Origin of the sequence: Nonomuraea maheshkhaliensis (genome assembly GCF_039529435.1) — a bacterium.
Classification (GTDB): Bacteria; Actinomycetota; Actinomycetes; order Streptosporangiales; family Streptosporangiaceae; genus Nonomuraea; species Nonomuraea maheshkhaliensis.
In genome coordinates, this window is record NZ_BAAAMU010000015.1 from 79,934 (window position 1) to 105,661 (window position 25,728).

Consider the following 25,728-nt stretch of genomic DNA (forward strand, 5'->3'; position numbering starts at 1 on the left):
TGCCGCGGGACAATCGTTACGAGGGGAGGGGATCGATGACGGGCACACCGCTGACCAGAAGCGAGGCCAAGGATCTGACCAGGCGCAGGCTCATCCGCGCCGCGCTGGCGATCCTGGACGAGGAGGGCGAGGCGGGCCTGTCCACGGTCAAGGTCGCCAAGGCCGCCGGCATCGCGCAGTCCAGCTTCTACGTGCACTTCAAGGACATGCAGGAGCTGCTGCGGGTGCTCGCCGACGAGGGCGGCGAGCGGCTGTTCGCGGCCATGCGCGAGGCCCGCCGCAAGGCCCGCGAGGCCCCCGACGACCTCGAACGGCACCGCGACACGTTCCGCATCCCGCTGGTCGCCATCTGCCGTCACCCCGAGCTGCTGCGCATCCAGCTCAGAGCCAGGTACGACCCCTCGTCCTCGCTGCGCGACTTCGCCGTGGCGACGGCGGCGGCCCACCGCGAGCACCTCGCCGCCGCCCTGGCCGCGCGCGGCCACGACGCCGACGACGAACGCGACGGGCGGCGGCTGGAGATGATCGCGGAGGGCATCAACGCGGCCACCAACGCGCTGGCCATGGGGCACCTGGAGGGGCGCTATCCCGACCTGGACGAGGCCGCCGACATCCTGACCGCCCTGTCCCGCGGCGCCCTGAGGCTGCTGCGCAGCACGTCGGCCAAGGCCGCCCCCACGGAGCGACCTCAGGACGAGGCCGATCCGGGGGACGGGGCTCAGGAAGCGGTGGCCGGCGAGGCTCAGGAAACGGCGGCGGCTCCGGGGGACGGGGCGGCTCCCGGCGGGCCGTGACGCGTTCGCTCAGAGCCGCACCTCGGCGGCGAGTGCCGACACCTCCTCCTCGCTCAGCCTGCCGTCGGCGACGATCGTGACCACCCGCCGGGTCAGCGTGCTGTCGACGACCAGCGGCGTGTCCCAGGCCAGCGCCTGCCCCACGCCCGGATACTCCTCGACCCGGACGAACCACGGGTCGTCCGCCTGGACGAAGATCAGCGTCCAGTCCCGGCCTTCCGGCGTGCGGCCCGACAGGGCGATCCACGGCTCCCTGCTGCCGTGCACCGCCCGCTCGTCGCCGGGGAGCGTGCGGCGGGCGTGGGAGGTGCCGGGGGCGCGCCAGAAGAAGCCGCCGTAGCCGGCGCCCGCCCGGCCCTTCGTGGCCGAGCTCTGGATCGTCAGCGGAGCGCCGGTGAGGTTGGTGAGCGTGAACGCGAAATCCAGCGCCCAGGCGGCCCCGACCGGCGGGGAGTCCTGCGTCCGGCCCGATCCGGGCGGCGGGGAGTCCGGCGCCCAGGCCGCCCCGATCGGCCGGGCCGTGACCGTCCGCTCCTCGCGGGCCATCAGGCCGCCGGGCCCGATCCACTCCAGCTGCTCGACGAACCCGCCGTCCTCCAGCCGGGTGAACGCCACGTGCCGCTGCCGGCCGTGATCCGCCAGCCAGGCCGGCCCCAGGTCCTTGACGTACGTGCGCCCGCCCCAGAAGTTCGCCCCGCCGAGGTCGGAGATCGCCACGCCGACGCCCAGGTGGTGCACGTGGTCCTCGGGACGGACCTCGGTCACCTCCACGCCGCCGAGCGTGCGCACCCCGTACAGGTACGGGCGGGGCGCGTCGGTGGCGGGCAGGTCGGGACGCCAGTCGTAGGCGGCCACCTCCCGGCCCGACACCAGCAGCTCCACCCGCGTCCACGCCGCGCCCAGCTCGGAGTAGAGCGCCAGCTCCCTGGCGCTGAGGTCGGTCAGCCCGACCACGCCGGGCAGCACCCGGCCGGTCACCGCGCCCGACTCGTCCCGGTGCACGATCTGGTGCCGCTCGGGGATCGGCACCGGTTCTGGGGCCAGCCGGATCGCGTCCAGCACGCGCGTGAACCGTTCGGTGCCGGCCAGCGGCACCAGCAGCTCCGCGCCCGTGCGCGCGTGGTCGATGAGGTTCTCCAGCAGGCCCGTCCGCTCGTGCGCGGTCGTCGTGACCGAGCCGTCGGCCAGTTCCACCGTGAGCCGGTCCTGGGTGTAGTAGAGCGTGGCGCGGCCCGCGTCGCCGTGCACGGTCACGTACGGCTCGTGCCGCGGCTGCTCGTCGGGCGCGCACAACGTCACCGCGATCGTGATCGTCAGCCCGTCCTCCAGCCGGACGCGCAGGCAGGAGGTGTCGTCCGACTCGATCGGGTTCGCGTGGTAGAGCTCGGTCTCGATCTCCGCGATCGGGGCGTCGGCGATGGCCAGCGCGGTCGCGACGGCGTGCGCGAACGGGTTCGTCAGCGCGCCGTCCATCACGTCCACGCCGTTCAGCCGGCGCCGGCCCGCCCAGGGGGAGCGGGTGAAGTAGGAGGCGGGACGCGCCCAGGCGCCCGCGCCGCCGATGCCGCGCACCCGGCCGAGCGTGCCGCCCGCGATCAGCTCGCGCAGCGCGGGGACGGCCGTCGAGCCGAGCGACTGGAACCCGACCTGGCAGGCCAGTCCGGTCTCCGCGACCGCCGCGGCGATCCTGCGGTGCTCGTCGGGGTTCGGCGCGGGCGGCTTCTCCAGCAGCACGTGCGAGCCCGCCCGCAGCGCGGTCACCGCGAGGTCGGCGTGGGTGTTGATCGGCGTGCAGACGACGGTGAACTCCGCGCCCGTCTCGGCGATCAGCTTGCCCAGGTCGGACGACTGCGGCGGCGCGGCGAAGTCCACCTCCACGGGCCGCAGGTCGCAGATCCCGGCCAGCGTGACCAGCCCGCGCCCGCTCAGCTCGCGCAGAATGCCCAGATGGTGCTGTCCGTGCCCCTGGGCCCCGGCCAGGACGACCTTCGCCGGCGCCATCACGACCACCTCAGCCCGAGCCCGGCCCGGCCGTTCGCCCGCAGCACACCGCCGGAGATCTCCACGGGGTACGGCTCCGCCAGCAGCCCCAGCCGCCCGAACGAGGCGTCCTCCACGTCCTCCACCATCGACGGCAGCGGCAGGGCCAGGGCGAGCTGTCCCGACACCTCGCTCAGCAGGTGCGGATAGACCGGCACGTCATAGGTCCTGGCCAGCTCCGCGATCCGCAGGAACGGCGTGATGCCGCCGACCCGCACCACGTTCGGCTGGACCACGTCGCAGGCGCCCGCCGCCAGCAGGTCGCGGAAGCCGTACGTGGTGTAGACGTTCTCGCCCACCGCCACCGGCACGTCGATCGAGCGGCGCAGCTCCACGTGCCCGGCCACGTCGTCGGCGGGCAGCGGCTCCTCGATCCAGTGCAGCCCGAACTCGCGCAGCGCGTCCAGCGCCCGCCGCGCCCTGTGCAGGTCCCAGCGCTGGTTCGCGTCGATCATCAGCAGCCGGTCGGGGCCGATCACCGCGCGCACCGCGGCCACCCTGGCCACGTCCTCGGCCAGGTCGGGCCGGCCCACCTTGATCTTGACGCCCCGGTAGCCGGCCGCGACCCAGCGCCCGGCCTGCTCGACCAGCTCCTCCAGCGGGTAGTGCAGGTTGACGCCGCTGCCGTACACGGGGAGCTCGTCGCGGCGGCGGCCCAGCACGTCGGGCAGCGCCTCGCCGCCGCAGCGCAGGTCCCACAGCGCCAGGTCGACGCCGGCCAGCGCGACCGTGGTGATCCCGCCGGGTCCCGCCTCGCGCAGGTGCCGCCACAGGCGGTCCCACACCACCTCGGGATGGGCGGGCAGCCCGATCAGCGCCTCCCGGATGTCGTGGTCGAGCAGCGCCCGCACCGCGTGCGCGCCGATCTGCGGCGTCCACGAGAAGCCGGTGCCGGTACGCCCGTCGGCGAGCGTGACATGGGTGACGATCACGTGGTTGGCCGGCACGTCCGCGCCCCACGGCCGCGGCAGCGGGGCGGTGCGCAGCTCGCTACGCAGGTCCGCGATCGTCATGACGCCACCCGTTCCAGCCCGGTCTTGATCAGCGTCTCCAGCTCCTCCAGGTGCTCGCCGCTCACCTCCACCAGCGGCGGGCGCACGGAGCCCACGTCCAGGCCGCGCAGCCGGACGCCGGCCTTGACCAGCGAGACGGGGTAGCCGGGGACCTTGCCGCGCAGGCGGACGAGCGGGGCGTAGAACTCGGTGAGAAGCCGCTCCTCGCCGTGCAGGTAGGCCAGCGCGATCTCGGGCGCGAACGCGAACACCGCGCTGGAGTACAGCTCGACCCCGAGCCCCCGGTAGGCGGGCATGGTCAGCTCGGCCGTGGGCAGCCCGTTGAAGAACAGGAAGTCCGGGTACGACTCGCGCACGGCCAGCACGATGCGCTGCATCCGGTCGATGTCGCCCACGCCGTCCTTGAGCCCGATCACCCCGGGCAGGCCGGCCAGCGCGACCACGGCCTCCGGTTCGAGCACCACGGAGCCGCGCTGGTAGATGATCACCGGCAGCACCTCGGCCACCGCCCGCACGTACGCCTCGAAGCCGTGCCCAGGCCCCTGGGCCAGATACGGCGGCATCAGCAGCAGCCCGTCCGCGCCCGCCTCCCTGGCCGCCCGCGCCTGGTTCAGCGCGGCGCCGAGCGGCCCGCCCGCGCCCGCGAACACCGGCACCCGGCCGGCCACGACCTCGGCGGCCACCCGTACCGCCCGGGCGTGCTCGGACTCCGACAGCGCGGAGAACTCGCCCGTGCCGCAGGCCGCGAACACGCCGCCGGGGCCGTGCTCCATCCCCTGCCGCACGTGCTCGGCCAGCACCTCCTCGGCGAGCGCGCCGCCGGCGTCGAACGGGGTCACGGGAAAGAACAGCACACCGCTGAGATTCACGGAATCTCCTTGAGGATAGAAACCCCGGCCTTGCGGGCGGGACGGAAAGTCGGACAGGTGCCGCTGGATCCCCTCACGGGTGGCTGTGCGGGTCGGCCGCCGCGAGGAGGGGGGAGTCGTCCTTGAGCTCGGTACGCCAGCTTCGCTTGGGCTGCCAGCCGAGCAGGCGCTCCGCCTTGGCGGTCGAGAAGGCCGGCGTGGTGCCGGTCAGCGCGCCCGCGAACGGCTCGGTGCCGGGCACGACCTGGGGGAGCAGGTCGGCCAGCGGCTTCCTGGCCAGCGCGTCGGCCGCGCCGGCGAAGAAGATCTCGCCGTTGGGCAGCTCGGGCAGCGCCTCGCCGAGCACGGCGATCATCTCGGCGGCGTCGCGCGAGTCGATGTAGTTGAACAGCGACACCCCGCCCAGCTCGGGCCGGTCGAGCCGCTCGCGCACGGTGTGACCGGCCTGCGTCGGCGCGCCCGCCCACTCCTCGGGCGGGATCACGAAGCACGGCCGCACCGCGGCCATCCTCGTCTTCCCCGCCCGGGAGAAGGCCCGCATCGTCTGCTCGGCGGTCACCTTGGACAGGTTGTACGCGTTCCACGGCAGAACAGGATGTTCCTCGTCGATCGGCAGGTAGTGGGGCGCCCACCCGCCCGGCGCGCCGTACCCCATGACGGTCGGGCTGCTGGCCACCACCACGCCGGGCACGCCGAGCGCCACCGACGCCTCGCACACGTTGAAGGCGAGCCGGGTGTTGACCCTGAAGATCACCGATTCCGGGAAGCTGAACGGAGTGGCGATCGCGGCGAGGTGGATCACCGACTCGGGCCGGAACCTGGCGATCACCTCGAACGTCTCACCCGTGTCGGTGAGGTCGGCCGGTAACGTGACGGCCGCCTCCGCCGGGGTGCCCGGGGCGCGGTCCACGCCGATGACCTCGTGCCCGGCCGCCGCGAGCGTGCTGACCACGCTGCGGCCGAGGCGTCCTGCGCTTCCGGTGACGAGGACTCTGCTCACCGTGAGTGGCTCCTTCAAGACTGCAAACAGTTGCACTAAACCTTCGGGTCAGCAAGGGTGAGGCGTCAAGAGGCGATTTCGTCACCAGCTCTCTAGCTGGGGATTCCCGGCGAGTTCTGGTGGCAAGCGCTTTCACCGACTTCCAAGCGCCTGCAAGCGGTTGCGTTAGGGTGTGCGACGTGACAGTGACGATTCGTGATGTGGCCAGGGCGTCCGGGGTCCATGTGTCGACCGTGTCCCGGACCTTCTCCGCGCCCCACATGGTGAACGCCGCCACCCGCTCCAGGGTGCTGACGGTGGCCGAGGAGCTGGGGTACCGGCCCAACCGGGCGGCCAGGGCGCTCACGACCGGGCGCACCCACAATCTCGGCCTGATCGTGGCCGACATCGCCAACCCGTTCTTCCCGCCGCTGATCAAGGCGGCCCACGCGGCGGCCCGCCAGCGCGACTACCACCTGTTCGTGGCCGACACCGACGAGGAGGCGGCCGCGGAGGAGGAGCTGGTGCAGGCGTTCTCCAAGCAGGTGGACGGCGTGGTGCTGTGCAGCCCGCGCTCGTCCAACAAGGCGCTCGAACGGCTGGCCGAGCAGGTGCCGTTCGTGGTGATCAACCGGCGGCTGCGCGGCGCGGCCACCGTGCTGATGGACGTGGGGCACGGCGCCAGGCTGGCGGTCGAGCACCTGGCCGGGCTCGGGCACACCCGGGTCGCGCTGGTGTCGGGGCCGGCCGGCTCGTGGACGAGCGCCGAGATCCGTACGGCCGCCGAGCAGGTGACGGGCGTGGACCTCGTCGTCGTGGGCCCCAACGCGCCCACCGAGCGCGGCGGGTACGCCGCGGCGGCCCGCGTGCGGGACTCGGGGGCGACCGGCGTGCTGGCCTACAACGACCTGGTCGCGATCGGCCTGATCGAGGGGCTCGGCGATCTCGGGCTGAGCGTGCCGGCGGACGTGAGCGTGGTGGGGATCGACGACATCGTGCCCGGGCGGCTGTCCCGGCCGAAGCTCACCACGGTCGCCATGCCCACGGCCGCCGCCGGGCGGCTGGCGGTCGATCTGCTCATCCAGGAGGTGACGGCCACCACGTCGCTGGAGACCCGGCTGGTCATCAGGGACTCCACCGCGGCTCCACGATAGCGGGCTCTGCAAACGGTTGTACTAAACCGGATCGTAACTCATCTGACTTATTTGCGGGACGAGCGTGCTAGCAGGGGAAATGCGGTCGCGATATATCGGTAACGGCTATGTAACGTCTGCAAAGGGTTGACGGAACTTTCCTGCCAGCTATAGGAAAGCGCTATCCATCCACTTCTTGCCGGAAGGTCCGTGATGACAGAAGTTTCGGTGGCGGTGAAACCCCGGCGCTCGGCGAGCGGGCCGGCCCGTGGCGGCCACCGATCCACGAAACGGTCCCGCCGTGAGGCACGGGCCGCCTATCTCTTCCTGGCGCCCTGGTTCGTCGGCCTGCTCGTCATCACGATCGGCCCGATCTTCGCCTCGCTCTACCTGTCGTTCACCGACTACAGCCTCCTGGAGGAGGCCAAGTGGGTCGGGCTCGACAACTACACCAAGATGTTCACCGAGGATCCGAGGTTCCTGAACTCGCTCAAGGTGACCACGGTCTACGTGATCGTCTCGGTGCCGCTGCAGCTGGCCTTCGCGCTCGCGCTGGCCCTCGTGCTCGACCGCGGGCTGCGCGGGCTGCCCATCTACCGCTCGATCTTCTACCTGCCCTCGCTGCTGGGCGGCAGCGTCGCCATCGCGATCCTGTGGCGCAAGGTCTTCGGCGCCGACGGCCTGGTCAACGCGGTGCTGTCGATCTTCGGCATCCAGGGGCCCGGCTGGGTGGGCCACCCCGACTACGCGCTGGGCACGCTGATCCTCCTGCACGTGTGGACGTTCGGCGCGCCGATGATCATCTTCCTGGCGGGGCTGCGGCAGATCCCGAGCAGCTACTACGAGGCCGCCGCCGTGGACGGGGCCGGCTGGCTTCGTCAGTTCCGCTCCATCACGCTGCCGCTGCTGACGCCGATCATCTTCTTCAACCTCGTGCTGGAGCTCATCAAGTCGTTCCAGTCGTTCACCCAGGCGTTCATCGTGAGCGGCGGCAGGGGCGGCCCGGCCGACTCCACCCTGTTCTACACGCTCTACCTCTATCTCCAGGGGTTCAAGAACTACGACATGGGCTACGCCGCCGCGATGGCCTGGGTCCTGCTCCTGATCATCGCCGGGCTGACCGGGGTGAACTTCCTCGCTTCCAAGTATTGGGTCTTCTATGGCGACACGAAGTAGGCCGATCCCGGTGCTGTTCCGCCCGCTCAACGGCGGACCCGTGGTCAAGCACATCCTGCTGATCGGCTTCGGCCTGGTCATGCTCTATCCGCTGCTCTGGATGATCTCCAGTTCGCTCAAGCCGGAAGAGCTCATCTTCCGCGAGCCGGGCCTTTGGCCCAGCCAGGTCACGACCGAGAACTACACCGAGGGCTGGTACGCGCTGAAGCACCCCTTCGGCTACTACCTGTGGAACTCAGCGGTGATCACCGTCCTGTCGGTGGTGGCGAACCTGGTGGCCTGCTCGCTGGCGGCCTACGCCTTCGCCCGGCTGAACTTCCCGCTGAAGAAGCTGTGGTTCGCGATCATGCTGGGCACGATCATGCTGCCGCACCACGTGACGATCGTGCCGCAGTACATCATGTTCTCGAAGCTCGACCTGATCAACACGATCTGGCCGCTGGTCATGCCCAAGGTCCTGGCCACCGACGCGTTCTTCATCTTCCTCATGGTGCAGTTCATCCGCACGCTGCCGCGGGAGCTGGACGAGGCGGCGGAGATCGACGGCGCCGGTTACTGGCGCATCTTCATCAGGGTCGTCATGCCGCTGTGCATGCCGGCCCTGGCCACCACCGCGATCTTCACGTTCATCTGGACCTGGAACGACTTCCTCAGCCAGCTGCTCTATCTCAACAATCCCGACAATTTCACCGTACCGGTAGCGTTGCGCACGTTCCTGGACGCCAGCAGCGATTCGTCGTGGGGGCCGATGTTCGCCATGTCGATCATCGCGCTCGGCCCCATCTTCGGGTTCTTCCTGGCAGGCCAGAAATACCTGATCCGTGGTGTGGCGACCACGGGCCTGAAGTAGTTCGTCCACCCCCCAACAGAGAACATCCCCTAGGAGGTAGAGCCGTGAGCTCTGGCAAGAAGATGTGGTCGGCGGCACTGCTCGCCACCGCTGTGCTGGCGGTCACCGCGGCCTGCGGCAGCGGCGGTGGCGGCGGCGAGCCCGCCGACGGCAAGATCAAGCTGCGCTTCTCCTACTGGGGCAGCGACGCGCGGCAGAAGATGACCGAGGAGGCCATCAAGAAGTTCGAGGCGAAGAACCCGACGATCGACGTCGAGGGCGAGTTCTCGGACTGGGCCAGCTACTACGAGACGCTGTCCACGAAGGTCGCCGGCAGCGACGCGCCCGACGTCATGAGCCTGGAGATCCGCGGCCTGCGCGAGTACGCCGAGCGCGGCACCCTGGCCGACCTGGCCAGCAAGGTCAACACCGCCGACGTCGACGCGAAGGTGCTGACCACCGGCGCCATCGACGGCAAGCAGTACGCCATCCCCACCGGCGTCAACGCCTTCTCGCTGCTCGTCAACAAGTCGCTGGTCGAGCAGGCCAAGGCCGAGTTGCCTGACGACAAGCAGTGGACGTGGGACGACTACATCGCGCTGGCCAACAAGGTCACCGCCGGCAGCGGCGGCAAGGTCACCGGCACCCAGCTCAGCTGGAACCCGGCGTACCTGCAGATCTACGCCACCCAGAAGGGCGAGCAGTTCTACGCCGGCAACAAGCTCGGCCTGACGCCGGAGACCATCAAGGAATGGTGGTCGATCATGCAGAACCTGATCAAGGGCAAGGGCGCGCCCGACGCGGCCAAGAGCTCCGAGATCGGCGCCACCAGCATCGACCAGTCGCTGCTCGGCACCAACACCGGCGCGATGGGCATGTGGTGGAGCAACCAGCTCGGCGCGGCGGCCAAGGCGTCCGGCTCGGACCTCGACCTGCTCAGGATGCCGAAGATCAAGGGCGCCACCGCCGGCGGCATGTTCCTGCAGCCGGCCATGTTCTACAGCGCCTCGTCGAAGTCCGAGCACGCCGCCGAGGCGGCCAAGTTCATCGACTACATGATCAACGACCCCGAGGCGGGCGCGATCATCCTGAGCGACCGCGGCCTGCCCGCCAGCTCCAAGGTGCTCGCGGCGGTCAAGGACAAGCTCCCTGACGCCGACAAGAAGACGCTGGCCTTCCTCGACGAGGCCAAGGGCGAGCTCACCGACCCGCCCGCCGCCCCGCCGAAGGGCGCCAGCGCCATGGAGGACATCCTCACGCGCTACTCCGAAGAGGTCATGTTCGGCCGGATGACCCCCGACGACGCCGCGCAGAAGTTCATCACGGAGGCCAACGCCTCCATCGCTGGTTGATAGGAGAAGCATGAGGTACGCGTTCGTCGGGCTCGGGCACCGCGCGCAGATGTACGTCGACGCGCTGCTCGGGGAGTGGCGCGACGCCGGCACCATCGTCGCCCTGTGCGACACCAACCGGACCCGCATGGACTATTACGCCGAGCGGATCGGTCAGGAGGTGCCGCGCTTCGCGCCCGCGGAGTTCGGCAAGGTGCTTGAGCTCGCCGACGCGGTCATCGTCACCACCGTCGACGCCACGCACGCGAAATACGTGTGCGCGGCGCTCGACGCCGGGCGCGACGTCATCGTGGAGAAGCCGCTCACGATCGACGCCGACGGCTGCGCGGCCATCGCCGCGGCCGCCGAGCGCAGCTCGGGCAAGCTGATCGTGACCTTCAACTACCGGTACTCGCCGCGCAACTCCGCCGTGCGCCGCCTGCTGATGCGGGGCGCGATCGGCGAGGTGACCTCGGTGCACTTCGAGTGGATGCTGGACACCATCCACGGCGCCGACTACTTCCGCCGCTGGCACCGCGGCCGGGCCAACTCCGGCGGGCTGCTGGTGCACAAGTCCACCCACCACTTCGACCTGATGAACTGGTGGCTCGACTCGGCGCCCGAGCTGGTCTTCGCGCAGACCGGCCTGCGCTTCTACGGCGCCGACAACGCCAGGAAGCGTGGCGTGGGCGAGCGTCCAGAGCGCGCCCAGGGCGCACCAGGGCTGGGCACGGACCCGTACCTGCTGGACATCTCCAAGGACGAGCGGCTGCGGCGGCTCTACCTGGAGGCCGAGCACGAGGACGGCTACATCCGCGACCAGGACGTCTTCGGCGAGGGCATCGACATCGACGACAACATGTCGGTGATGGTCCGCTACGCCAACCGCGCCGTCATGACCTACTCCCTGCACGCCCACTCGCCGTGGGAGGGCTACCGGGTGGCCTTCAACGGCACGGCAGGGCGGCTGGAGCTGGACGTGGTGGAGCGGGAGTGGACGCCTCCGCACGCCGCCATCGACCCGAGCGCGGCGGCCAAGGAGCACGCGACCGGCTCGTCGGAGCGGCTCACGCTGCGCCGGCACTGGAGCGAGCCGGAGGAGGTGCCGATCGAGACGGGGGCCGGCGGGCACGGCGGCGGCGACCGGCTGCTGCTGAACGACGTCTTCCGCGGCCCCGGCAACGACCCGCTGGCCCGGCAGGCCGGCTACCGCGACGGCATCCGCAGCGTGCTGACCGGCCACGCGGCCAACGTCTCCGCCCGTACCGGGGCTCCCGTGCACCTCACGGACGGCGGCACGCGTGTTCGCTGAGCTGGCCGGCCTCGCGCAGGCCCAGCTCGGCCTCTACCCCACGCTGCCGGGGCCGGAGCTGGCCGCGGCGGCGCGGGAGGCCGTGGGGGTGCTCGACCTCGTGGCGGCCGGCGTGCGGGTCGAGCGGTCCTGGAGCGCGGACGGCCTGGACGGCGAGGAGCTGTCGTGGTCGGTGGGCTTCGGGCCGCGTACTCACGCGTACCTGCTCAAACCGGCCGGTGCGGACGGCCCGCTGCCCGGGGTGGTGGCGCTGCACTGCCACGCGGGCATGAAGTGGGCCGGCAAGGAGAAGATCGCCGACGGTCCCGAAGGGCCGTCGCCTGAGGTGCGCCGGCTGCGGGACGAGATCTACGGCGGGCGCGCCTTCGCCGGGGAACTGGCCAGGCGCGGGTTCGCGGTGCTGGCCCACGACGTGTTCGTGTGGGGCAGCCGCCGCTTCCCGCTGGAGCTCCCCGACGGCCCGCTGAGCGAGGCCGACCGCTACGACCGGGCCGCCAAGGAGCACGAGCACGTCGTGGCCAAGCAGTGCGCGGCGCTCGGCACCTCGTTCACCGGCGTCGTCGCGGGGGAGGACCTCGCGGCCGCGGCCTACCTGCGCTCGCGCCCCGACGTCGGCCTCGTCGGCTGCGCCGGGCTGTCGGGCGGCGGCGCGCGGGCCGCGCTGCTCGGGGCCTTCGACCCCGAGATGAGCGCGGTCGTCGTCACCGCGATGACCTCCACCTTCCGCGAGATGCTGGCCGCGCACGTGCCCCTGCACACCTGGATGTTCTGGCCGCCGGGGCTGCCGCGACTGGGCGACTGGCCGGATCTGGTCGCCGCCCGCGCCCCACGACCGCTCATGGTCCAGTACGCCATGCGCGACCGCCTCTTCCCCGAGGACGGCATGCGCCGGGCCCACACCATCATCGGCGACCGCTACGCGCAGGCCCCGGATGCCTACGAAGCGGTCTTCGCCGACGTGCCGCACAGCTTCGACGTGCCCATGCAGGAGCGGGCCTTCGACTGGCTGGGCGCGCACCTGAAAGGCTGACCGCCGCCCGTTCCTGCCACGGGCGGCGGTCGTCTTGTCAGTTCCCCTGTTTCCAGGTGGCGATCAGCTTGTCGTAGTCGACCGTCTCCGGCTTGCCGCGCTCGTCGGCCAGCTTCGGCGCGGGCGCGCCCGGCTGGTCGTACCAGTACTGGGCCGGGCGTTCCTGGTTGAGCTTGGGCGCGCACTGGCCGCCGTACCCCTGTCGCTCGCGCGACAGGCGCTCCAGGCGGGACAGGATGTCGTCCTGCTGCTTGGCCAGGTTGTCCATCGACTGCTGCGGCGTGGTCTCGCCGGTCACGGCGGTGGCCACGTTCTGCCACCACAGCTGGGCCAGCTTCGGGTAGTCGGGCACGTTCGTGCCGGTCGGCGTCCACTGCACGCGGGCCGGCGAGCCGTAGAACTCGATCAGGCCGCCGTACTTCTTCGCGTTGTCGGCGAAGTAGTCGCTCTTGATGTCCGACTCGCGGATGAAGGTCAGGCCGACGATCGACTTCTTCAGCGAGACCGTCTTCGAGGTGACGAACTGCGCGTACAGCCAGGCCGCGGCCCTGCGCTCCTGCGGGGTGTTCTTGAGCAGCGTCCACGAGCCGGCGTCCTGGTAGCCCAGTTTGTTGCCGTCCTTCCAGTACGCGCCGTGCGGGCTCGGCGCGATGCGCCACTTGGGTGTGCCGTCGCCGTTGACGACCGGCAGCCCCTCCTTGGTCATGTCGGCGGTGAACGAGGTGTACCAGAAGATCTGCTGGGCGATCGAGCCCTGGGCGGGGACGGGGCCCGCCTCGCTGAAGTTCATGCCCGCGGCCTCCCTGGGCGCGTACTTCTTCAGCCAGTCCACGTACTTGGTGAGCGCGTAGACCGCGGCCGGGCCGTTGGTGTCGCCGCCGCGGGTCACCGAGGAGCCGACCGGGCGGCAGTTCTCCACCCTGATGCCCCAGTCGTCCACCGGCAGGCCGTTGGGGATGCCGGGGTCGCCGTTGCCCGCCATGGACAGCCAGGCGTCGGTGAAGCGCCAGCCCAGCGAGGGGTCCTTGCGGCCGTAGTCCATGTGGCCGTAGACCTTCTTGCCGTCGATGGTGCCGTTGCCGTTGACCTTGGTGGTGAAGAACTCGGCGATGTCCTCGTAGGCCGCCCAGTTGACCGGGACGCCGAGGTCGTAGCCGTACGCGGCCTTGAACTGCTTCTTGATCTCCGGGTCGGTGAACCAGTCGTAGCGGAACCAGTAGAGGTTCGCGAACTGCTGGTCGGGGAGCTGGTAGATCTTCTTGTCCGGGCCGGTGGTGAAGCTGATGCCGATGAAGTCGTCCAGGTCGAGCGTGGGGGAGGTGACGTTCTTGCCCTCACCCGCCATGTAGTCCGACAGCGGGACCACGTAGTCGCCGCGCGAGTGGGTGCCGATGAGGTCGGAGTCGTTGACGTAGGCGTCGTAGATGTTCTGGTCGCCCTGGATCTGCGTCTGCAGCTTCTCGACGACGTCGCCCTCCTGGATCAGGTCGTGCTTGATCCTGATCCCGGTGATCTCGCTGAACGCCTTGGCGAGCTGCTGCGACTCGTACTCGTGCGTGGTGATCGTCTCGGAGACCACGTTGATCTGCATGCCGCGGTACGGCGCCGCGGCCTTGATGAACCAGTCCATCTCGGCGAGCTGCTGGTCCTTGGACAGCGTGCTCGGGGTGAACTGCTCCGTCACCCATCTCTGGGCCGCCGCCTTCCCGTCGGCCTCCTTGAAGTCGCTGGTGGGCTTGTCCGCGCCCTGGGTGCAGCCTGCCGCCACCATGACGAGCACTGCCAGACCTGCGGCCGCGGACCTTCCTGCCCGATGCCTCATCGTTCAGCTCCTTCTCTGTTAGCCCCACATGCCGATCACGACCGCCACCAGCAGCGCGCAGCCGAGCGCGAGCCACATGGACAGGTCGGTGACCGCTATCCAGCCGGCCAGGACGACGGCGGCGCTGATCAGCCCGACGTAGAGCCGGTCGCCCCGGTCGGTCTCGATCCGCAGGAAGCCCCGCCTGGCCACGGGAGGGGAGATCCGGCCCCAGACCGCCATCACGGCCAGCAGCACGACCAGCCCGGCGAAGACCAGGGCGGTGGGCAGGGTCCAGACCATCCAGTCGAGCACGGCTAGACCCTTCCCAGGGCGAAGCCCTTGGCGATGTAGTTGCGGACGAACCAGATCACGATCGCGCCGGGCACGATCGTGAGCACTCCCGCCGTCGCGAGCAGGCCCCAGTCCACGCCCGCCGCGCTCACCGTCCGCGTCATCGTCGCGGCGATCGGCTTCGCGTTCACCGAGGTGATCGTCCTGGCGATCAGCAGCTCGACCCAGCTGAACATGAAGCAGAAGAACGCGGTCACGCCGATCGCGGACCGGATCATCGGGAGGAAGATCTTGACGAAGAAACGCGGCAGCGAATATCCGTCGATCGCGGCGGTCTCGTCTATTTCCCGCGGAATTCCGGACATGAATCCTTCCAGGATCCACACCGCCAGCGGGACGTTGAAGAGCATGTGCGCGATGGCCACGCCGAGATGCGTGTCGAACAGGCCGACGCTCTGATAAATCTGGAAGAACGGCAGCAGGAATACCGCGGGCGGGGCCATGCGATTGGTCAGCAGCCAGAAGAACAGATGTTTGTCCCCGGCGAACCGGAAACGCGAGAAAGCGTAGGCGGCGGGCAGCGCCACGATGAGCGACATGACCGCGTTCAGCGAGGTGTAGACGATGGAGTTCAGATAGCTCGAATACCACGAGGAGTCGGTGAAGAAGGTGGCGTAGTTGTCGAACGTCACGCGCTGCGGGATGAGCGAGAAGCTGCCGAGGATGTCCTCGTTCGGGCGGATCGACATGCCGAACATCCACAGCAGCGGCAGCATGAGCGTGGCCACGTAGAGCCAGAAGACCGTGCGCGCCCAGGGCAGCCGCCGCCCGGTGGTCCTGGTCATGGTCCTCACCTCCCTGACCTGGTGAGCACGGTGAAGAAGACGTAACAGAGGATCTGCACGAGCAGGAAGTAGAGCAGCGAGAACGCCGCCGCCGGCCCCACGTCGAACTGGCCGACCGCGATCTTCGACAGCAGGATGCTGAGGAACGAGGTCGCGTTGCCAGGCCCGCCGCCGGTCACCACGAACGGCTCGGTGTAGATCATGAAGCTGTCCATGAACCTGAGCAGGACCGCGATCGTCAGCACGCCGCGCAGCCTGGGCAACTGGATGTGCCGGAACGTGGCCCACGCCGAGGCGGCGTCGATCTGCGCGGCCTGGAAGTACGGCTCGGGGATCGAGCGCAGCCCCGCGTACGCCAGCAGCGCCACCAGCGGCGTCCAGTGCCACACGTCCATGAGCAGGACCGTGATCCAGGCGTCCGTGGAGTCCAGCGTGTAGTTGAAGTTGACGCCCAGCACGTTGTTGATCGTCCAGCCGCCGAGCCCGATGTCGCCGCGGGCGAAGATCTGCCAGATCGTGCCCACCACGTTCCACGGGATGAGCAGCGGCAGCGCGACCAGCACCAGCGCGACCGACACCCACACGCCGCGGCGCGGCATCACCACCGCCAGCGCCACGCCCAGCGGGATCTCCAGCAGCAGCACCTGCGCCGAGAACAGCAGCGTGCGCACCAGCGCCGCGCGCACCTCGGGGTCCCTGGAGATCGAGCGGAACCACTCCAGGCCGACGAAGACCCGGTCGACCGGGCTGAAGACGTCCTGGACGGAGAAGTTGACCACGGTCATCAGCGGGATCACCGCCGTGAACGCCACGGACACGACGACCGGCAGGACCAGCCACCAGGCCCGGTTGTCCTTGCGCTTCAGCGCGGGACGCGGCTCATCCGTCCGGACGTCGCCCTGTTCGCTCACCTCTGGCCCCCTTCGTTCAGGGGCGCGAGTGAGCCGCACCTGACCTGGTCCCTGAACAGGAACGTGCGCTCGGCGGGAAAGTGCAGGAACGTGAGCGCGCCCGGTTCGTACGATGAGCCCGCCTCGGTCTTGGCGATCACCTGGTGCTCGCCGACCGTGGTGTGGACCAGGTCGTACGCGCCCATCCGGTCGGTCCCCTTCACCCTGGCCGCGACGCCGGGGGAGACGCGCTCGGCGGTGATCCGGACGAACTCCGGCCGCACCCCGATCCGCACCGGGCCCGGCGGCAGGCCGTCCGCGACCGCCCCGACCACGGACCGCCCGGCCTTGACGACGTCGCCGCTCACCTCCGCGGGCAGCACGTTCATGCCGGGGGAGCCGATGAAGTGGCCCACGAACTCGTGCGCCGGGGACAGGAACAGCTCCGCCGGCTCGCCCGCCTGCACGATCGCCCCGTCGTTGAGCACCACCACCTCGTCGGCGAACGTCAGCGCCTCCGTCTGGTCGTGCGTGACGTAGACCAGCGTGTGGCCGGTGTCGCGGTGGATCTCCTTGAGCTTGCTGCGCAGCGTCCACTTCAGCGCCGGATCCACCACGGTCAGCGGCTCGTCGAGCAGCACCGCGGCCACCTCGTGGCGGACGAGGCCGCGGCCCAGGCTGACGATCTGCTGGCGGCCAGGGTCGAGCCGGCGCGAGCGGCGGCGCAGCACCTCCTCCAGGCCGAGCAATCGCGACACCTGACGGACGCGGCGGTCGATCTCCTGCTTGGGCACCTTGCGGTTGCGCAGGGGGAAGGCGAGGTTGTCGTAGACCGACATCTCCTCGTACAGGACGGGGAACTGGAAGACCTGCGCGATGTTGCGGCCCGCGGTGGGCACGCCGGTGACCTCGCGGTCGTCGAACCAGATCCGGCCGACCGTGGGGGTGAGCAGGCCGGAGATGATGTTCAGGAGTGTGGTCTTGCCGCAGCCGCTCGGGCCCAGCAGCGCGTACGCCCTGGAGCCGCGCCACGTCCACGTCATCGGCTTCAGCGCCCACGTCCGGCCGCCGTCGTAGCTGTGGCCGACGCCCTCCAGCCGGATGTCAGCCATGCAGGTCCACCTCCGCGGCGCTGGTGCCCAGCAGCCGGCCGCCGTCCTGGTCGAACACGAAGACGTGCGCGGGGTCCACGTACGCGCGCGTGCTCTCGCCCGGCAAGAACTGCTGGGTGCCGGGCAGGTGCGCGACCAGGTGGTGGCCGTCCTGGAGGAGCAGGTGCAGGAAGGTCGCGCTGCCGGTCACCTCGGCCAGCCTGATCTCGGCCGGCAGCTCCAGCGCGTCGGTGACCGGCGCGCTGCCGATCGTGACCTGGTGGGGGCGTACGCCGAGCACGACCCCGTGGCCGGTGGCGTGCGCGCGGGGCGCGGGGAAGGAGGCGCCGAGCACCTCGATGCGGCCGTCGCGGACGACGCCGGGCAGCAGGTTGAGCGGGGGGTCGCTGAGCGTGGCCGCCACGGCCAGCGTGGGCGGGTGGGCGTACATGTCGGCGACGTCCCCTACGTGCCTGACCCGGCCCTCGCCCAGCACCACGGTCGGCGCGGCGAACGTCAGCGCCTCGTTCGGGTCGGCGGTGGACCAGAGCACGACGCCGCCTGATCCGGCGAACATGGCCTTCAGGTCGGCGCGCAACTGCTCGCGCAGCTTGAAGTCCAGGTTGGCCAGGGGCTCGTCGAGCAGCAGCAGGTCCACGGGGCGGGCCAGGGCGCGGGCGATGGCGGTGCGCTGCTGCTGCCCGCCCGACAGCTCGGCGGGCCGGCGCCCCAGCAGCTCGGCCAGGCCCATGAGCTCGGCCACCTCACGTACCCGGCGGTCGACGCCGTCGCGGCGGAAGCGCGGGTCGAGGCGGAGCGGGGAGGCGATGTTCTCGTAGACGGTCAGCGACGGGTAATTGATGAATTGCTGATAGACGAAGGCGACCGATCGTTTCCGCACCGATATTCCGGTGACGTCTTTTCCGTTGACCGTCACCCGGCCTGTCTCCTGGGCCAGCAATCCAGCGGCGACGCGCATCAACGTCGTCTTTCCCGCCATCATCGGGCCGATGACGGTGGTCATTCCTGGTGCTAATTCGAGATTGACGTCGTCCAGCCAGGTCTCTCCGCGCTGGCGCACGGAGATGCCGTCGAGAATCACCGTCACAGTGCCCGGTCCTCTCTGCTTCTCTCCCTTCTAACACGACTTGAAGGTGGGCGCAAAGCTTTGTTCTGGTGTATTTGATGGCGGAGTGACTGATGTTTTCTGTCGCTGTCAAGGGCGGGGAGGGCGTGAACGGGATGAGCTATCGCCGTGGCCGCCCTTGGCCTGGTCGGCGGCGTCGGCGGGGGATATTTCGCGACATAGCGGCATAGGGCGGGCCTGGGGGTGGGAGCTGCACCAACCACTGTTGGCCAACAAGCGTTGACATCTCGGGAGGGGCCTAGGTATCGTCAACACGTGTTGGCCAACGAATGTTGGCCCACTGGGGAGGAATCATGATCACCACCGATGTGCTCGTCGTCGGCGCCGGCCCCGTCGGGCTCACCGCCGCCGTCGTCCTGACCCAGCTCGGCCACGACGTCGTCATCGTGGACGGGCAGGCCGAGGGCACGAACACCTCCAGGGCCGCCGTCGTGCACTCGCGCACGCTGGAGCTGCTGGAGCCGTACGGGGTCAGCCCGGCCCTGGACGCGCGCGGGGTGCACACGCCGCGCTTCACCATCCGCGACCGCGACCGGCTCCTGGTGCCGGTGCCCTTCGAGGGACTGCCGACGCGGTACCCGTACACGCTGATGATCTCCCAGGCGGACACCGAGGCGTACCTCCTGGCCCGGCTGGAGGAGCTGGGAGGGAAGGTGCTGCGGCCGGCCAGGGTGACCGCGATCGAGCAGGACGGCTCCGGCGTCACCGCCACCCTCGCCGACGGCAGCGCCGTGCGCGCCTCCTACCTGGTGGGGGCCGACGGGATGCACAGCCTCGTCCGCGAGCAGTCCGGCGTCGGCTTCGGCGGCGGCACGTACGCCGAGTCGTTCTCCCTGGCCGACGTGCGGCTGACCGGCGGGGTGCCGAGCGACGAGGTCATCCTGTACTTCTCGCCCGACGGCCTGGTGGTCGTCGCCCCGCTGCCCGACGGGTTCCACCGGATCGTGGCCACCGTGGACGAGGCCCCGCACGAGCCCGACGCGGCGTTCGTGCAGCGCCTGCTCGACACGCGCGGGCCTGAGGCCGAGCCCGCCGTGGTGAAGGAGGTCGTCTGGGGCTCCCGCTTCCGCGTGCACCACCGGATCGCCGACACCTACCGCCACGGGCGCATCCTGCTCGCCGGGGACGCGGCGCACCTGCACTCGCCCGCCGGCGGGCAGGGGATGAACCTCGGCATCGAGGACGCGGTGAAGCTGGGCGAGGCGCTGGCCGGCGTGCTGGCGGGCGGACCCGACTCCCTGCTCGACGCCTACGCGGGCGCGCGGCGGCCGGTGGCGGAGAAGGTCGTGCGACTGGCGAGCCGGCTGACCTCGCTGGCCACCGCGAGCGCCGCGCTGCGCCCGCTGCGCAACGCGGTGCTGCGTCTGGCCGGCCGCCTGCCCGTCGTGCGGCGCCGCCTGGCCTGGCAGCTGTCGGGCCTCGACCGCCGCTGACCGCTTATGCCCGTCCGAGTGGAATGTGTGCTTACGGCAGGATCGCGTCCACGTAACCGCCGTCCACCCGCAGCGCGCCACCCGTCGTCGCGGAGGCGAGCGCCGAGCTGAGGTAGACCACCATGTTCGCGATCTCCTCGGGCTCGATCAGCCGCTGGATCAGCGACTGCGGCCGGTGCAGCCGCATGAACTCCCGCTGCGCCTCCTCCCAGGGCAGCTTCTTGTCCACGAGCTGGTAGACGAACTCCTCCACGCCGCCCGTGTGCGTCGGGCCCGCGATCACGGAGTTGACCGTCACCCCGCTGCCCGCCGCCTCCTTGGCGAAGCCCCTGGAGACCGCCAGCAGCGCCGTCTTCGACGTCCCGTAGTGGATCATCTCGGAGGGCGTGACGATGGCCGAGTCACTGGCGATGTTGAGGACGCGGCCCCAGCCGCGCTCGCGCATGCCCGGCAGGTACGCGCGGGTCAGGCGGACCGCGGTCAGCACGTTGACCTCGAAGAAGCGGCGCCACTCGGCGTCGCTGATCTCCAGCGGCGGCTTGGCCTCGAAGATGCCCAGGTTGTTGACCAGGACGTCCACCTGCGGCAGCGCGTCCAGCACCTGCTCGCAGCCCTCGTCCGAGGAGACGTCGCCGGGAACGGCGACCAGGTCGTGCGCCGAGCCTTCGCCGTCGAACTCCTTCGTGATCCGCTCGATCGCCGTGGCCACCGAGCGCTCGCTGCGGCCGTTGATCCCCACCTGGGCTCCGGCCCTGGCCAGCCCCGTGGCGATGGCCGCTCCGATGCCCTGGGTCGAGCCAGTGACCAGCGCGGTCTTTCCGCTGAGGTCGATCTGCATGTCGTCCCACCCCCTGCCGCCATTCTCCGCGATCACCTCCGGGCGGCCCGCACCGGGGGTGCGATGCGTAGGCTGGGTGGAGCGTGGAAGGGGCGTGGGTGCACCGGATCCTGTGGCTCGTCGTGGCGGTCGCCTTCGTGGCGGGCCTGATCGTCCCCCGCGACCCCGAGCCGGAGGAGTGCCCGGCCCGCGACACCCGGGTCGTGGCCCCCTACGCGGTCACCGGCTACTGGGTGATGCCGCGCGCCGACCTGTGCGTCACGCGGCGCATGGTCGAGGCCGTCCACGCCATCGGCGGCGACACGCTGATCACCTTCGGCCCCCGGTTCGCCGCCGGCCAGGACCCCGACTTCGACGGCTGCCTCGTCGACGGCCGGCCGTGCGCCGAGGTGCCCGGCAAGCGCGTCCGCCAGGTCTACTCCTACGCGAGCGCTGAGGAGTTCGGGCCGGGCCTGCTCCGCTGCCCCGGGATCGACCGGCGGATCGAGACCGGTGACCGGATCGTCTACCGGCTCACGCTGGCCGGGTCCTGCTCCGACGCCGAGCACGACCTCGTCCTGATCTCCACCGACGGCGACGGGCTCGGCCACCTGATGCGGGAGGCGAGCGCGTACGGGATGACGGTCTTCCCCGGGCTCCCCGCCGCGCCGCAGCGGGAGGGCAAGCCGTGGGAGCCCGACCTCGGCCACCTCGCCGCACTCAACGCCTTCACCGCGCGGGTGCTGGCCGACTACGGGCGGCGCTTCGGCGGGCTGAGTTCCTTCGGCGGGATGTATCAGTCGTTCGAGCTGGCCATGCGGGCGCGGTCTCACCGCGATCCGATCATCGAGCTGTACGCGGCCCAGCACGCCGTCGTCGCCACCGCGCTGCCGGGCAAGAAGCTGGTGGTCAGCCCGTACATCGACGCGCGCAGGGGGCGCGGCTTCCCGCCCGCGCAGGCGGGGGAGGGGCTGGCGGACATCGCGGCCACCCGCGCGGGCCTGCCCATGGCGGTCGCCGTCCAGGACGGGCGGGGCACCGGCAAGGTGCCGGTGTACGCGGCGCACGAGGCCGGGGCCTCGGTCGCGCCCCGGCTGGTGCCGGTCGTGGGCGAGGTGAGCAACGCGCGGGCGTACCACGGCTCCACCGGCGACTACGTCGCGGCGGCGGCGCGGCGGGTGCCGGACGGGGTGGAGCTCTGGGTGAACGCCGAGGGCTTCGAACCCACGCCCGCCCCCGGGGAGTGCGGTCGGCTCGACCCGCTGCCGCCGCGCGGGCGGACCACGAAGAGCCGGCTCGACCTCCAGGTCATGGCGGCGGGACGGCACGCCGCGAAGATCATCTCGTACGGATGGGACCCGTTCTTCACCTGCCAGGCCCGCTACGACACGCCGTCGCTGGCCGACGACATCGCGGCCGGGTGGCAGCAGCCGATCATCGTCAACGCGTACCCGAAGGAGCTCGGCGGGCGGCCCGGCATCCTGGTCGAGGGTCACAACCTGCGCGGGGGGACGCTGAGCTTCGCGGGGGTGGCGGTGCGGCAGGAGTGGTACGGAAGGGACCGGCTCGAATCGGCCTGGGCCCCCTACGTGCCCTCCGCCTCCTGGACCTTCATCACGGCCACCAACGCGGCCGGCCATTCCAGCACGAACCCGTACGTCCTGCCGCTCAGCCCGTGAGCGCGGCGACCAGGATGTCGGCCAGCAGCGCGGACTGGCTGCCGTCCTCGTCCAGGTCGGGGTCCAGGATCGTCACCTCAAGCCCGGCGGCTCCCGGCAGCGCCAGCAGCGTGCGCAGCAGCTCGGTCAGCTCGGCGGCGTCGAGCCCTCCCGGGGTGGGGGAGTCGACGGCGGGCAGGATGGAGGGGTCGAGCACGTCCGCGTCCACGTGGATCCAGAACCCGTCGAGCTCGTCACGGCCGAGCACCCGCGTGGCGCGGTCTCTCAGGTCGTCCAGGTCGCCGGCGGGGACGTACGCCAGCCCGCTGTCCGCGATGTCCCGCAGATCCTCCTCGTCCCGCACGCCCAGCACGATCACGTCCTCGTCCCTGACGTACGGCCGCAGCCCGCCGATGTCGGTCAGGTAGTCCTCGCCCCGCCCGGTGACCAGTGCCAGGTCCTCGCCGGCCGCCGAGCCGACATGCGGGGAGTTGCCCAGGTGGCGGAAGTCGGCGTGCGCGTCCAGGTACGCCAGCCCGTACCGGCCCGCTTCACGCAGCGCCAGCGCGGGGCCGAGCAGGATCGAGCAGTCGCCGCCGAGCAGCACGGGGAACCCGCCGTCGCGCCTGATGCCGCTCACCCGGCCGGCCAGGGCGCGGGCGTAGGCGGCGATGGCGGCTCCGTTGCGCACGCCGTCACCCGGTTTCCACGTGGCCACGTAGCGGGGCGGGACGAGGGCGCCCGCGTCGGACGCGCCGAGCCGCCGGACGAGGCCGGTGTCCCGCAGCGCCCACGGGGCCTTGTAACAGCCCGGCACGACGCCGGGGGCCGGTGGGCGCAGGCCGAGGTTGGATGGGGCGTCGAGGATGACCAGATGTCTGTCAGTGGTTACTATGTTCATAGTCCTGACGTTAGCAAGGGGTGAGCGGATGCGCCAGTACGCCGAGACGGGTCTCGTGGCGATCGACCTGGCCAACACCTGGGACGAGTATCTGGACGACCCGGAACGCCTGCCAGACGTCTCAGCGTTGCGACGCTTCTGCGCCGAACTGGGTGTGCCGGGTTTCGGTGACCCGGGTGCTGAGCCGGCGAGCATGACGAGCAGCGCTCAGGCCGGCGCCAGTCCGACGGGCCTACCGGCCGCCCCGGCCCCGGCCCCCGCCTCCGATCCCGGCCCCGATCCCGAGGCCGGTGCGGCGGGCGGCTCCGAGACGGGCGCAGGTCCGGCGGGCGCAGCGGGTGATCTCGATTCCGGCGCCGGTCCGGCGGGCGTACTGGGTGACTCCGATCCCCGCGCCGGTTCCGTGAGTGCGGCGGATCTGGACGAGGTGCGGGCTGTGCGGTCGCGGCTGCGGCGGGTCCTGGAGGGCGATCCGGCGCGGCGGGCGCGGGCCCTGGCGCGATGGGCGGACGAGGCGCCGATGCGCGCGGTCGTGGCGGAGTCGGCGGGCACCCCGGTCCTGCGGCTCGCCGCCCCCTCGACCGCCTCACTCGGACAGCGGCTGACGGTGCGGGCGGTGACGGAACTGCTGGACCTCGCCGCGTCGGGCGACTGGGAACGGCTGCGGCTGTGCGCGGCCAGCCCCTGCCAGGACGCCTTCGTCGACAGGAGCCGCCCGGGCCGGCGCCAGTTCTGCTCGACCCGCTGCGCCAACCGCGCCCACGCCGCCGCCTCCCGAGCCCGCCACCGCTGACCGCCCACGCCGCCGCCTCCTGGGCCCGCCACCGCTTGAGTGTGCGTCGCGGCCACCTCGCGGGCCCGTCACCCCTGAAGGCCCGCGCCGACATCGGCCGGGGTGAGGCGGAGGGGGGAAGTGGCAGCGGGGGCTGGAACCGACGACGGGGGCGGGACGGAGGAGACGGGCGGGAGATGGCAGCCGGGGGCGGGAATTGTCGGTGCGGGCCGCTAACTTTCGATCATCACCCGATCCGAAGGAGTCATTGGTCCATGTACCGCCAGGGCGACATCCTGCTCATGCCCATCCCCGAGGAGACCGCTCCCGTCGTGTCGCTCTCCCAGCCCAGGGACGCTCGTGGGCGGCTGGTGCTGTCCTACGGCGAGGCGACCGGGCACGCCCACGCCATCCCCGGCCCCGGCACGCTGTCACGCGGTTTCCTGCACCTGCCGGTCGGCGGCCGGCTCGTGCACGAGGAGCACGCGGCGATCACGCTGCCGAAGGGCTGGTACCGCGTGATCAGACAGCCGAAGGACGTGCCGGGCCCCCACCGGGTGATGACCGGCTGACGACGGCCGCCACCCGACCGGGTCACACGCCCAGGGAAGGCCGTCGATCCTTCGGCGGCGCCCACGCCTCCCGTAGCGGCGCCCCTGCCTCCCGAACACGATCACATCGCCCCCGGAGGCCCGGGGAGGGTCAGCTCGAAGACCCCCTGAGCCCTGAACTCGGCGAGCCTCCTGGCCTGGCCGGTCCTGACGTTCACCGCATAAGCGGTCATGGTCCGATACGGCGGGTCGATCGCCGCCGGTTCGTCGTCCGGCACCTCCGAGGCCGCCCTGCACCGCACCGACGTCGTGAGCACCGTCACCTCGTCCTCGCTCAACCACGTGCGCAGGTAGACCTGGGTGACGCCGGGGTCCAGGCCCCTGATGGTCTCGCCCTTGCGCTTCTTGCCGGTGAGCGTGTCGAGGAGCACGAGGTCGCCATGGCGGCAGGGCCTCTTCTCGGTGCTGAGGTCCTCGATCGCCGCCACGGTCTTCCGTCGGGAGCCGGCGGGCTGAAGTCGTACCGTCTCGGCAAGACGACCGACGTCGAGTTGCCCGGCGAGGTGGCCGGTCACAGGTTGGGCGACGCGCACGGCCTGCTGCGGGCTGAGGCCGGCATCCTGCTGGTACACGGTCCGCCGTAGGCGCGACGTCCAGAAGGCCGGAAGCAGCCACTCCTCGATGGAGGAGAACTCCGGCGGCAGCAGGGCCTCCCTGGCGAACACCAGCGTGGACAGCGCTCTCGACATGCGCCCGTTCCCGTCGGCCCAGGGTGGATCATTACGAGATTCAGGTGCGCCATCGAGGCCCGCACATGGACCGGTGCGTCCAGATCACCCTCGTTGAGCCATCGGACGAGCTCGTCCATGAGCCCGGTCACCAAGCCGGGGTCGGGCCCCCTGCAGGCGGCGACAATCGGATCGTCAGCACTCCTGATGTAGATCGGCATTGTCCGGAGCCGGCCTGGTCGTTTTCTCGTGTGCGGCTCCTGCATCATGAAATGCAGGCCGTTCAGCAGCCCG

General features: G+C 70.9%; 24 protein-coding genes. 11 read left to right on the forward strand and 13 right to left on the reverse strand.

Going from position 1 to position 25,728, the window contains the following annotated elements:
* Positions 1–35 precede the first annotated feature (35 nt).
* The gene (locus ABFX54_RS13070; RefSeq protein ID WP_346104534.1) at positions 36–794 is read left to right on the forward strand and encodes a TetR family transcriptional regulator; all 759 of its coding nucleotides are present in this window, start codon (positions 36–38) and stop codon (positions 792–794) included.
* 9 nt (positions 795–803) lie between these two features.
* On the opposite strand, the gene ABFX54_RS13075 is transcribed toward ABFX54_RS13070, so the two are convergent.
* The 4 genes from ABFX54_RS13075 to ABFX54_RS13090 form a co-directional block, all read right to left on the reverse strand.
* Entirely contained in the window at positions 804–2,795 is a 1,992-nt protein-coding gene (locus ABFX54_RS13075; protein ID WP_346104536.1) for a DUF6807 family protein, read from the reverse strand.
* Positions 2,795–3,847: a mandelate racemase/muconate lactonizing enzyme family protein gene (locus ABFX54_RS13080; protein ID WP_346104537.1), complete on the reverse strand. Its 1,053-nt coding sequence runs from the start codon at positions 3,845–3,847 to the stop codon at positions 2,795–2,797. The genes ABFX54_RS13075 and ABFX54_RS13080 overlap by 1 nt, the downstream gene beginning before the upstream one ends.
* Complete coding sequence (locus ABFX54_RS13085) at positions 3,844–4,716, reverse strand: 5-dehydro-4-deoxyglucarate dehydratase (protein ID WP_346104539.1); 873 nt, start codon at positions 4,714–4,716, stop codon at positions 3,844–3,846. The genes ABFX54_RS13080 and ABFX54_RS13085 overlap by 4 nt, the downstream gene beginning before the upstream one ends.
* A gap of 73 nt (positions 4,717–4,789) precedes the next feature.
* The gene (locus ABFX54_RS13090) at positions 4,790–5,716 is read right to left on the reverse strand and encodes an NAD-dependent epimerase/dehydratase family protein (protein ID WP_346104541.1); all 927 of its coding nucleotides are present in this window, start codon (positions 5,714–5,716) and stop codon (positions 4,790–4,792) included.
* A 179-nt stretch (positions 5,717–5,895) separates the two neighbouring features.
* Here ABFX54_RS13090 and ABFX54_RS13095 point away from each other — a divergent pair, with 179 nt between their 5' ends.
* The 6 genes from ABFX54_RS13095 (at position 5,896) to ABFX54_RS13120 (ending at position 12,506) form a co-directional block, all read left to right on the forward strand.
* Positions 5,896–6,849, forward strand: coding sequence for a LacI family DNA-binding transcriptional regulator (locus ABFX54_RS13095; RefSeq protein WP_346104543.1), 954 nt, complete (start codon positions 5,896–5,898; stop codon positions 6,847–6,849).
* A gap of 192 nt (positions 6,850–7,041) precedes the next feature.
* Positions 7,042–8,004 carry a carbohydrate ABC transporter permease gene (locus tag ABFX54_RS13100; RefSeq protein WP_346104545.1) on the forward strand — a complete coding sequence of 321 codons (963 nt, stop codon included), beginning with the start codon at positions 7,042–7,044 and terminating at the stop codon, positions 8,002–8,004.
* Positions 7,988–8,854, forward strand: coding sequence for a carbohydrate ABC transporter permease (locus ABFX54_RS13105; protein WP_346104547.1), 867 nt, complete (start codon positions 7,988–7,990; stop codon positions 8,852–8,854). The genes ABFX54_RS13100 and ABFX54_RS13105 overlap by 17 nt, the downstream gene beginning before the upstream one ends.
* Before the next feature lie 44 nt (positions 8,855–8,898).
* Complete coding sequence (locus ABFX54_RS13110; RefSeq protein ID WP_346104549.1) at positions 8,899–10,185, forward strand: extracellular solute-binding protein; 1,287 nt, start codon at positions 8,899–8,901, stop codon at positions 10,183–10,185.
* 10 nt (positions 10,186–10,195) lie between these two features.
* A complete protein-coding gene (locus tag ABFX54_RS13115; protein ID WP_346104551.1) occupies positions 10,196–11,476 on the forward strand; it encodes a Gfo/Idh/MocA family protein in 1,281 nt (426 codons plus the stop codon).
* Complete coding sequence (locus tag ABFX54_RS13120) at positions 11,466–12,506, forward strand: dienelactone hydrolase family protein (protein ID WP_346104553.1); 1,041 nt, start codon at positions 11,466–11,468, stop codon at positions 12,504–12,506. Before ABFX54_RS13115 ends, ABFX54_RS13120 begins: the two co-directional genes overlap by 11 nt.
* A gap of 37 nt (positions 12,507–12,543) precedes the next feature.
* Here ABFX54_RS13120 and ABFX54_RS13125 read toward each other — a convergent pair whose 3' ends face one another.
* Genes ABFX54_RS13125 through ABFX54_RS13150 form a run of 6 tightly spaced genes read right to left on the reverse strand, consistent with a single transcriptional unit; the run spans position 12,544 to position 18,535 of the window.
* Complete coding sequence (locus tag ABFX54_RS13125) at positions 12,544–14,328, reverse strand: ABC transporter substrate-binding protein (RefSeq protein WP_346104555.1); 1,785 nt, start codon at positions 14,326–14,328, stop codon at positions 12,544–12,546.
* 18 nt (positions 14,329–14,346) lie between these two features.
* Positions 14,347–14,622: a DUF2160 domain-containing protein gene (locus ABFX54_RS13130; RefSeq protein WP_346104556.1), complete on the reverse strand. Its 276-nt coding sequence runs from the start codon at positions 14,620–14,622 to the stop codon at positions 14,347–14,349.
* A gap of 2 nt (positions 14,623–14,624) precedes the next feature.
* Positions 14,625–15,446, reverse strand: a complete 822-nt coding sequence (locus tag ABFX54_RS13135; RefSeq protein ID WP_346104558.1) for a carbohydrate ABC transporter permease — start codon at positions 15,444–15,446, stop codon at positions 14,625–14,627.
* A gap of 5 nt (positions 15,447–15,451) precedes the next feature.
* Positions 15,452–16,357, reverse strand: coding sequence for a carbohydrate ABC transporter permease (locus tag ABFX54_RS13140; protein ID WP_346104560.1), 906 nt, complete (start codon positions 16,355–16,357; stop codon positions 15,452–15,454).
* Positions 16,354–17,448 carry an ABC transporter ATP-binding protein gene (locus ABFX54_RS13145; protein ID WP_346104562.1) on the reverse strand — a complete coding sequence of 365 codons (1,095 nt, stop codon included), beginning with the start codon at positions 17,446–17,448 and terminating at the stop codon, positions 16,354–16,356. The genes ABFX54_RS13140 and ABFX54_RS13145 overlap by 4 nt, the downstream gene beginning before the upstream one ends.
* Entirely contained in the window at positions 17,441–18,535 is a 1,095-nt protein-coding gene (locus tag ABFX54_RS13150) for an ABC transporter ATP-binding protein (protein ID WP_346104563.1), read from the reverse strand. Before ABFX54_RS13150 ends, ABFX54_RS13145 begins: the two co-directional genes overlap by 8 nt.
* Positions 18,536–18,867: 332 nt before the next feature.
* On the opposite strand from ABFX54_RS13150, the gene ABFX54_RS13155 reads away from it, so the two are divergent.
* Positions 18,868–20,007, forward strand: a complete 1,140-nt coding sequence (locus tag ABFX54_RS13155) for an FAD-dependent oxidoreductase (RefSeq protein ID WP_346104565.1) — start codon at positions 18,868–18,870, stop codon at positions 20,005–20,007.
* Between the two features lie 31 nt (positions 20,008–20,038).
* Here the strand turns inward: ABFX54_RS13155 and ABFX54_RS13160 are convergent, their stop codons facing one another.
* Complete coding sequence (locus tag ABFX54_RS13160; protein ID WP_346104567.1) at positions 20,039–20,845, reverse strand: SDR family NAD(P)-dependent oxidoreductase; 807 nt, start codon at positions 20,843–20,845, stop codon at positions 20,039–20,041.
* 98 nt (positions 20,846–20,943) lie between these two features.
* On the opposite strand from ABFX54_RS13160, the gene ABFX54_RS13165 reads away from it, so the two are divergent.
* Positions 20,944–22,503 carry a DUF4434 domain-containing protein gene (locus tag ABFX54_RS13165; protein WP_346104568.1) on the forward strand — a complete coding sequence of 520 codons (1,560 nt, stop codon included), beginning with the start codon at positions 20,944–20,946 and terminating at the stop codon, positions 22,501–22,503.
* On the opposite strand, the gene ABFX54_RS13170 is transcribed toward ABFX54_RS13165, so the two are convergent.
* Positions 22,493–23,383, reverse strand: coding sequence for an arginase family protein (locus ABFX54_RS13170; protein WP_346104570.1), 891 nt, complete (start codon positions 23,381–23,383; stop codon positions 22,493–22,495). The genes ABFX54_RS13165 and ABFX54_RS13170 overlap by 11 nt on opposite strands.
* 28 nt (positions 23,384–23,411) lie before the next feature.
* Between ABFX54_RS13170 and ABFX54_RS13175 the strand changes: the two genes are divergently transcribed.
* Both ABFX54_RS13175 and ABFX54_RS13180 read left to right on the forward strand, forming a co-directional pair.
* Positions 23,412–24,176, forward strand: a complete 765-nt coding sequence (locus ABFX54_RS13175; RefSeq protein WP_346104572.1) for a CGNR zinc finger domain-containing protein — start codon at positions 23,412–23,414, stop codon at positions 24,174–24,176.
* Between the two features lie 254 nt (positions 24,177–24,430).
* Positions 24,431–24,727 carry a hypothetical protein gene (locus tag ABFX54_RS13180; protein ID WP_346104574.1) on the forward strand — a complete coding sequence of 99 codons (297 nt, stop codon included), beginning with the start codon at positions 24,431–24,433 and terminating at the stop codon, positions 24,725–24,727.
* A gap of 101 nt (positions 24,728–24,828) precedes the next feature.
* On the opposite strand, the gene ABFX54_RS13185 is transcribed toward ABFX54_RS13180, so the two are convergent.
* Positions 24,829–25,455 (reverse strand): hypothetical protein, encoded by a 627-nt coding sequence (locus ABFX54_RS13185; protein WP_346104576.1) that lies wholly within the window; start codon positions 25,453–25,455, stop codon positions 24,829–24,831.
* Between the last annotated feature and the right edge of the window lie 273 nt (positions 25,456–25,728).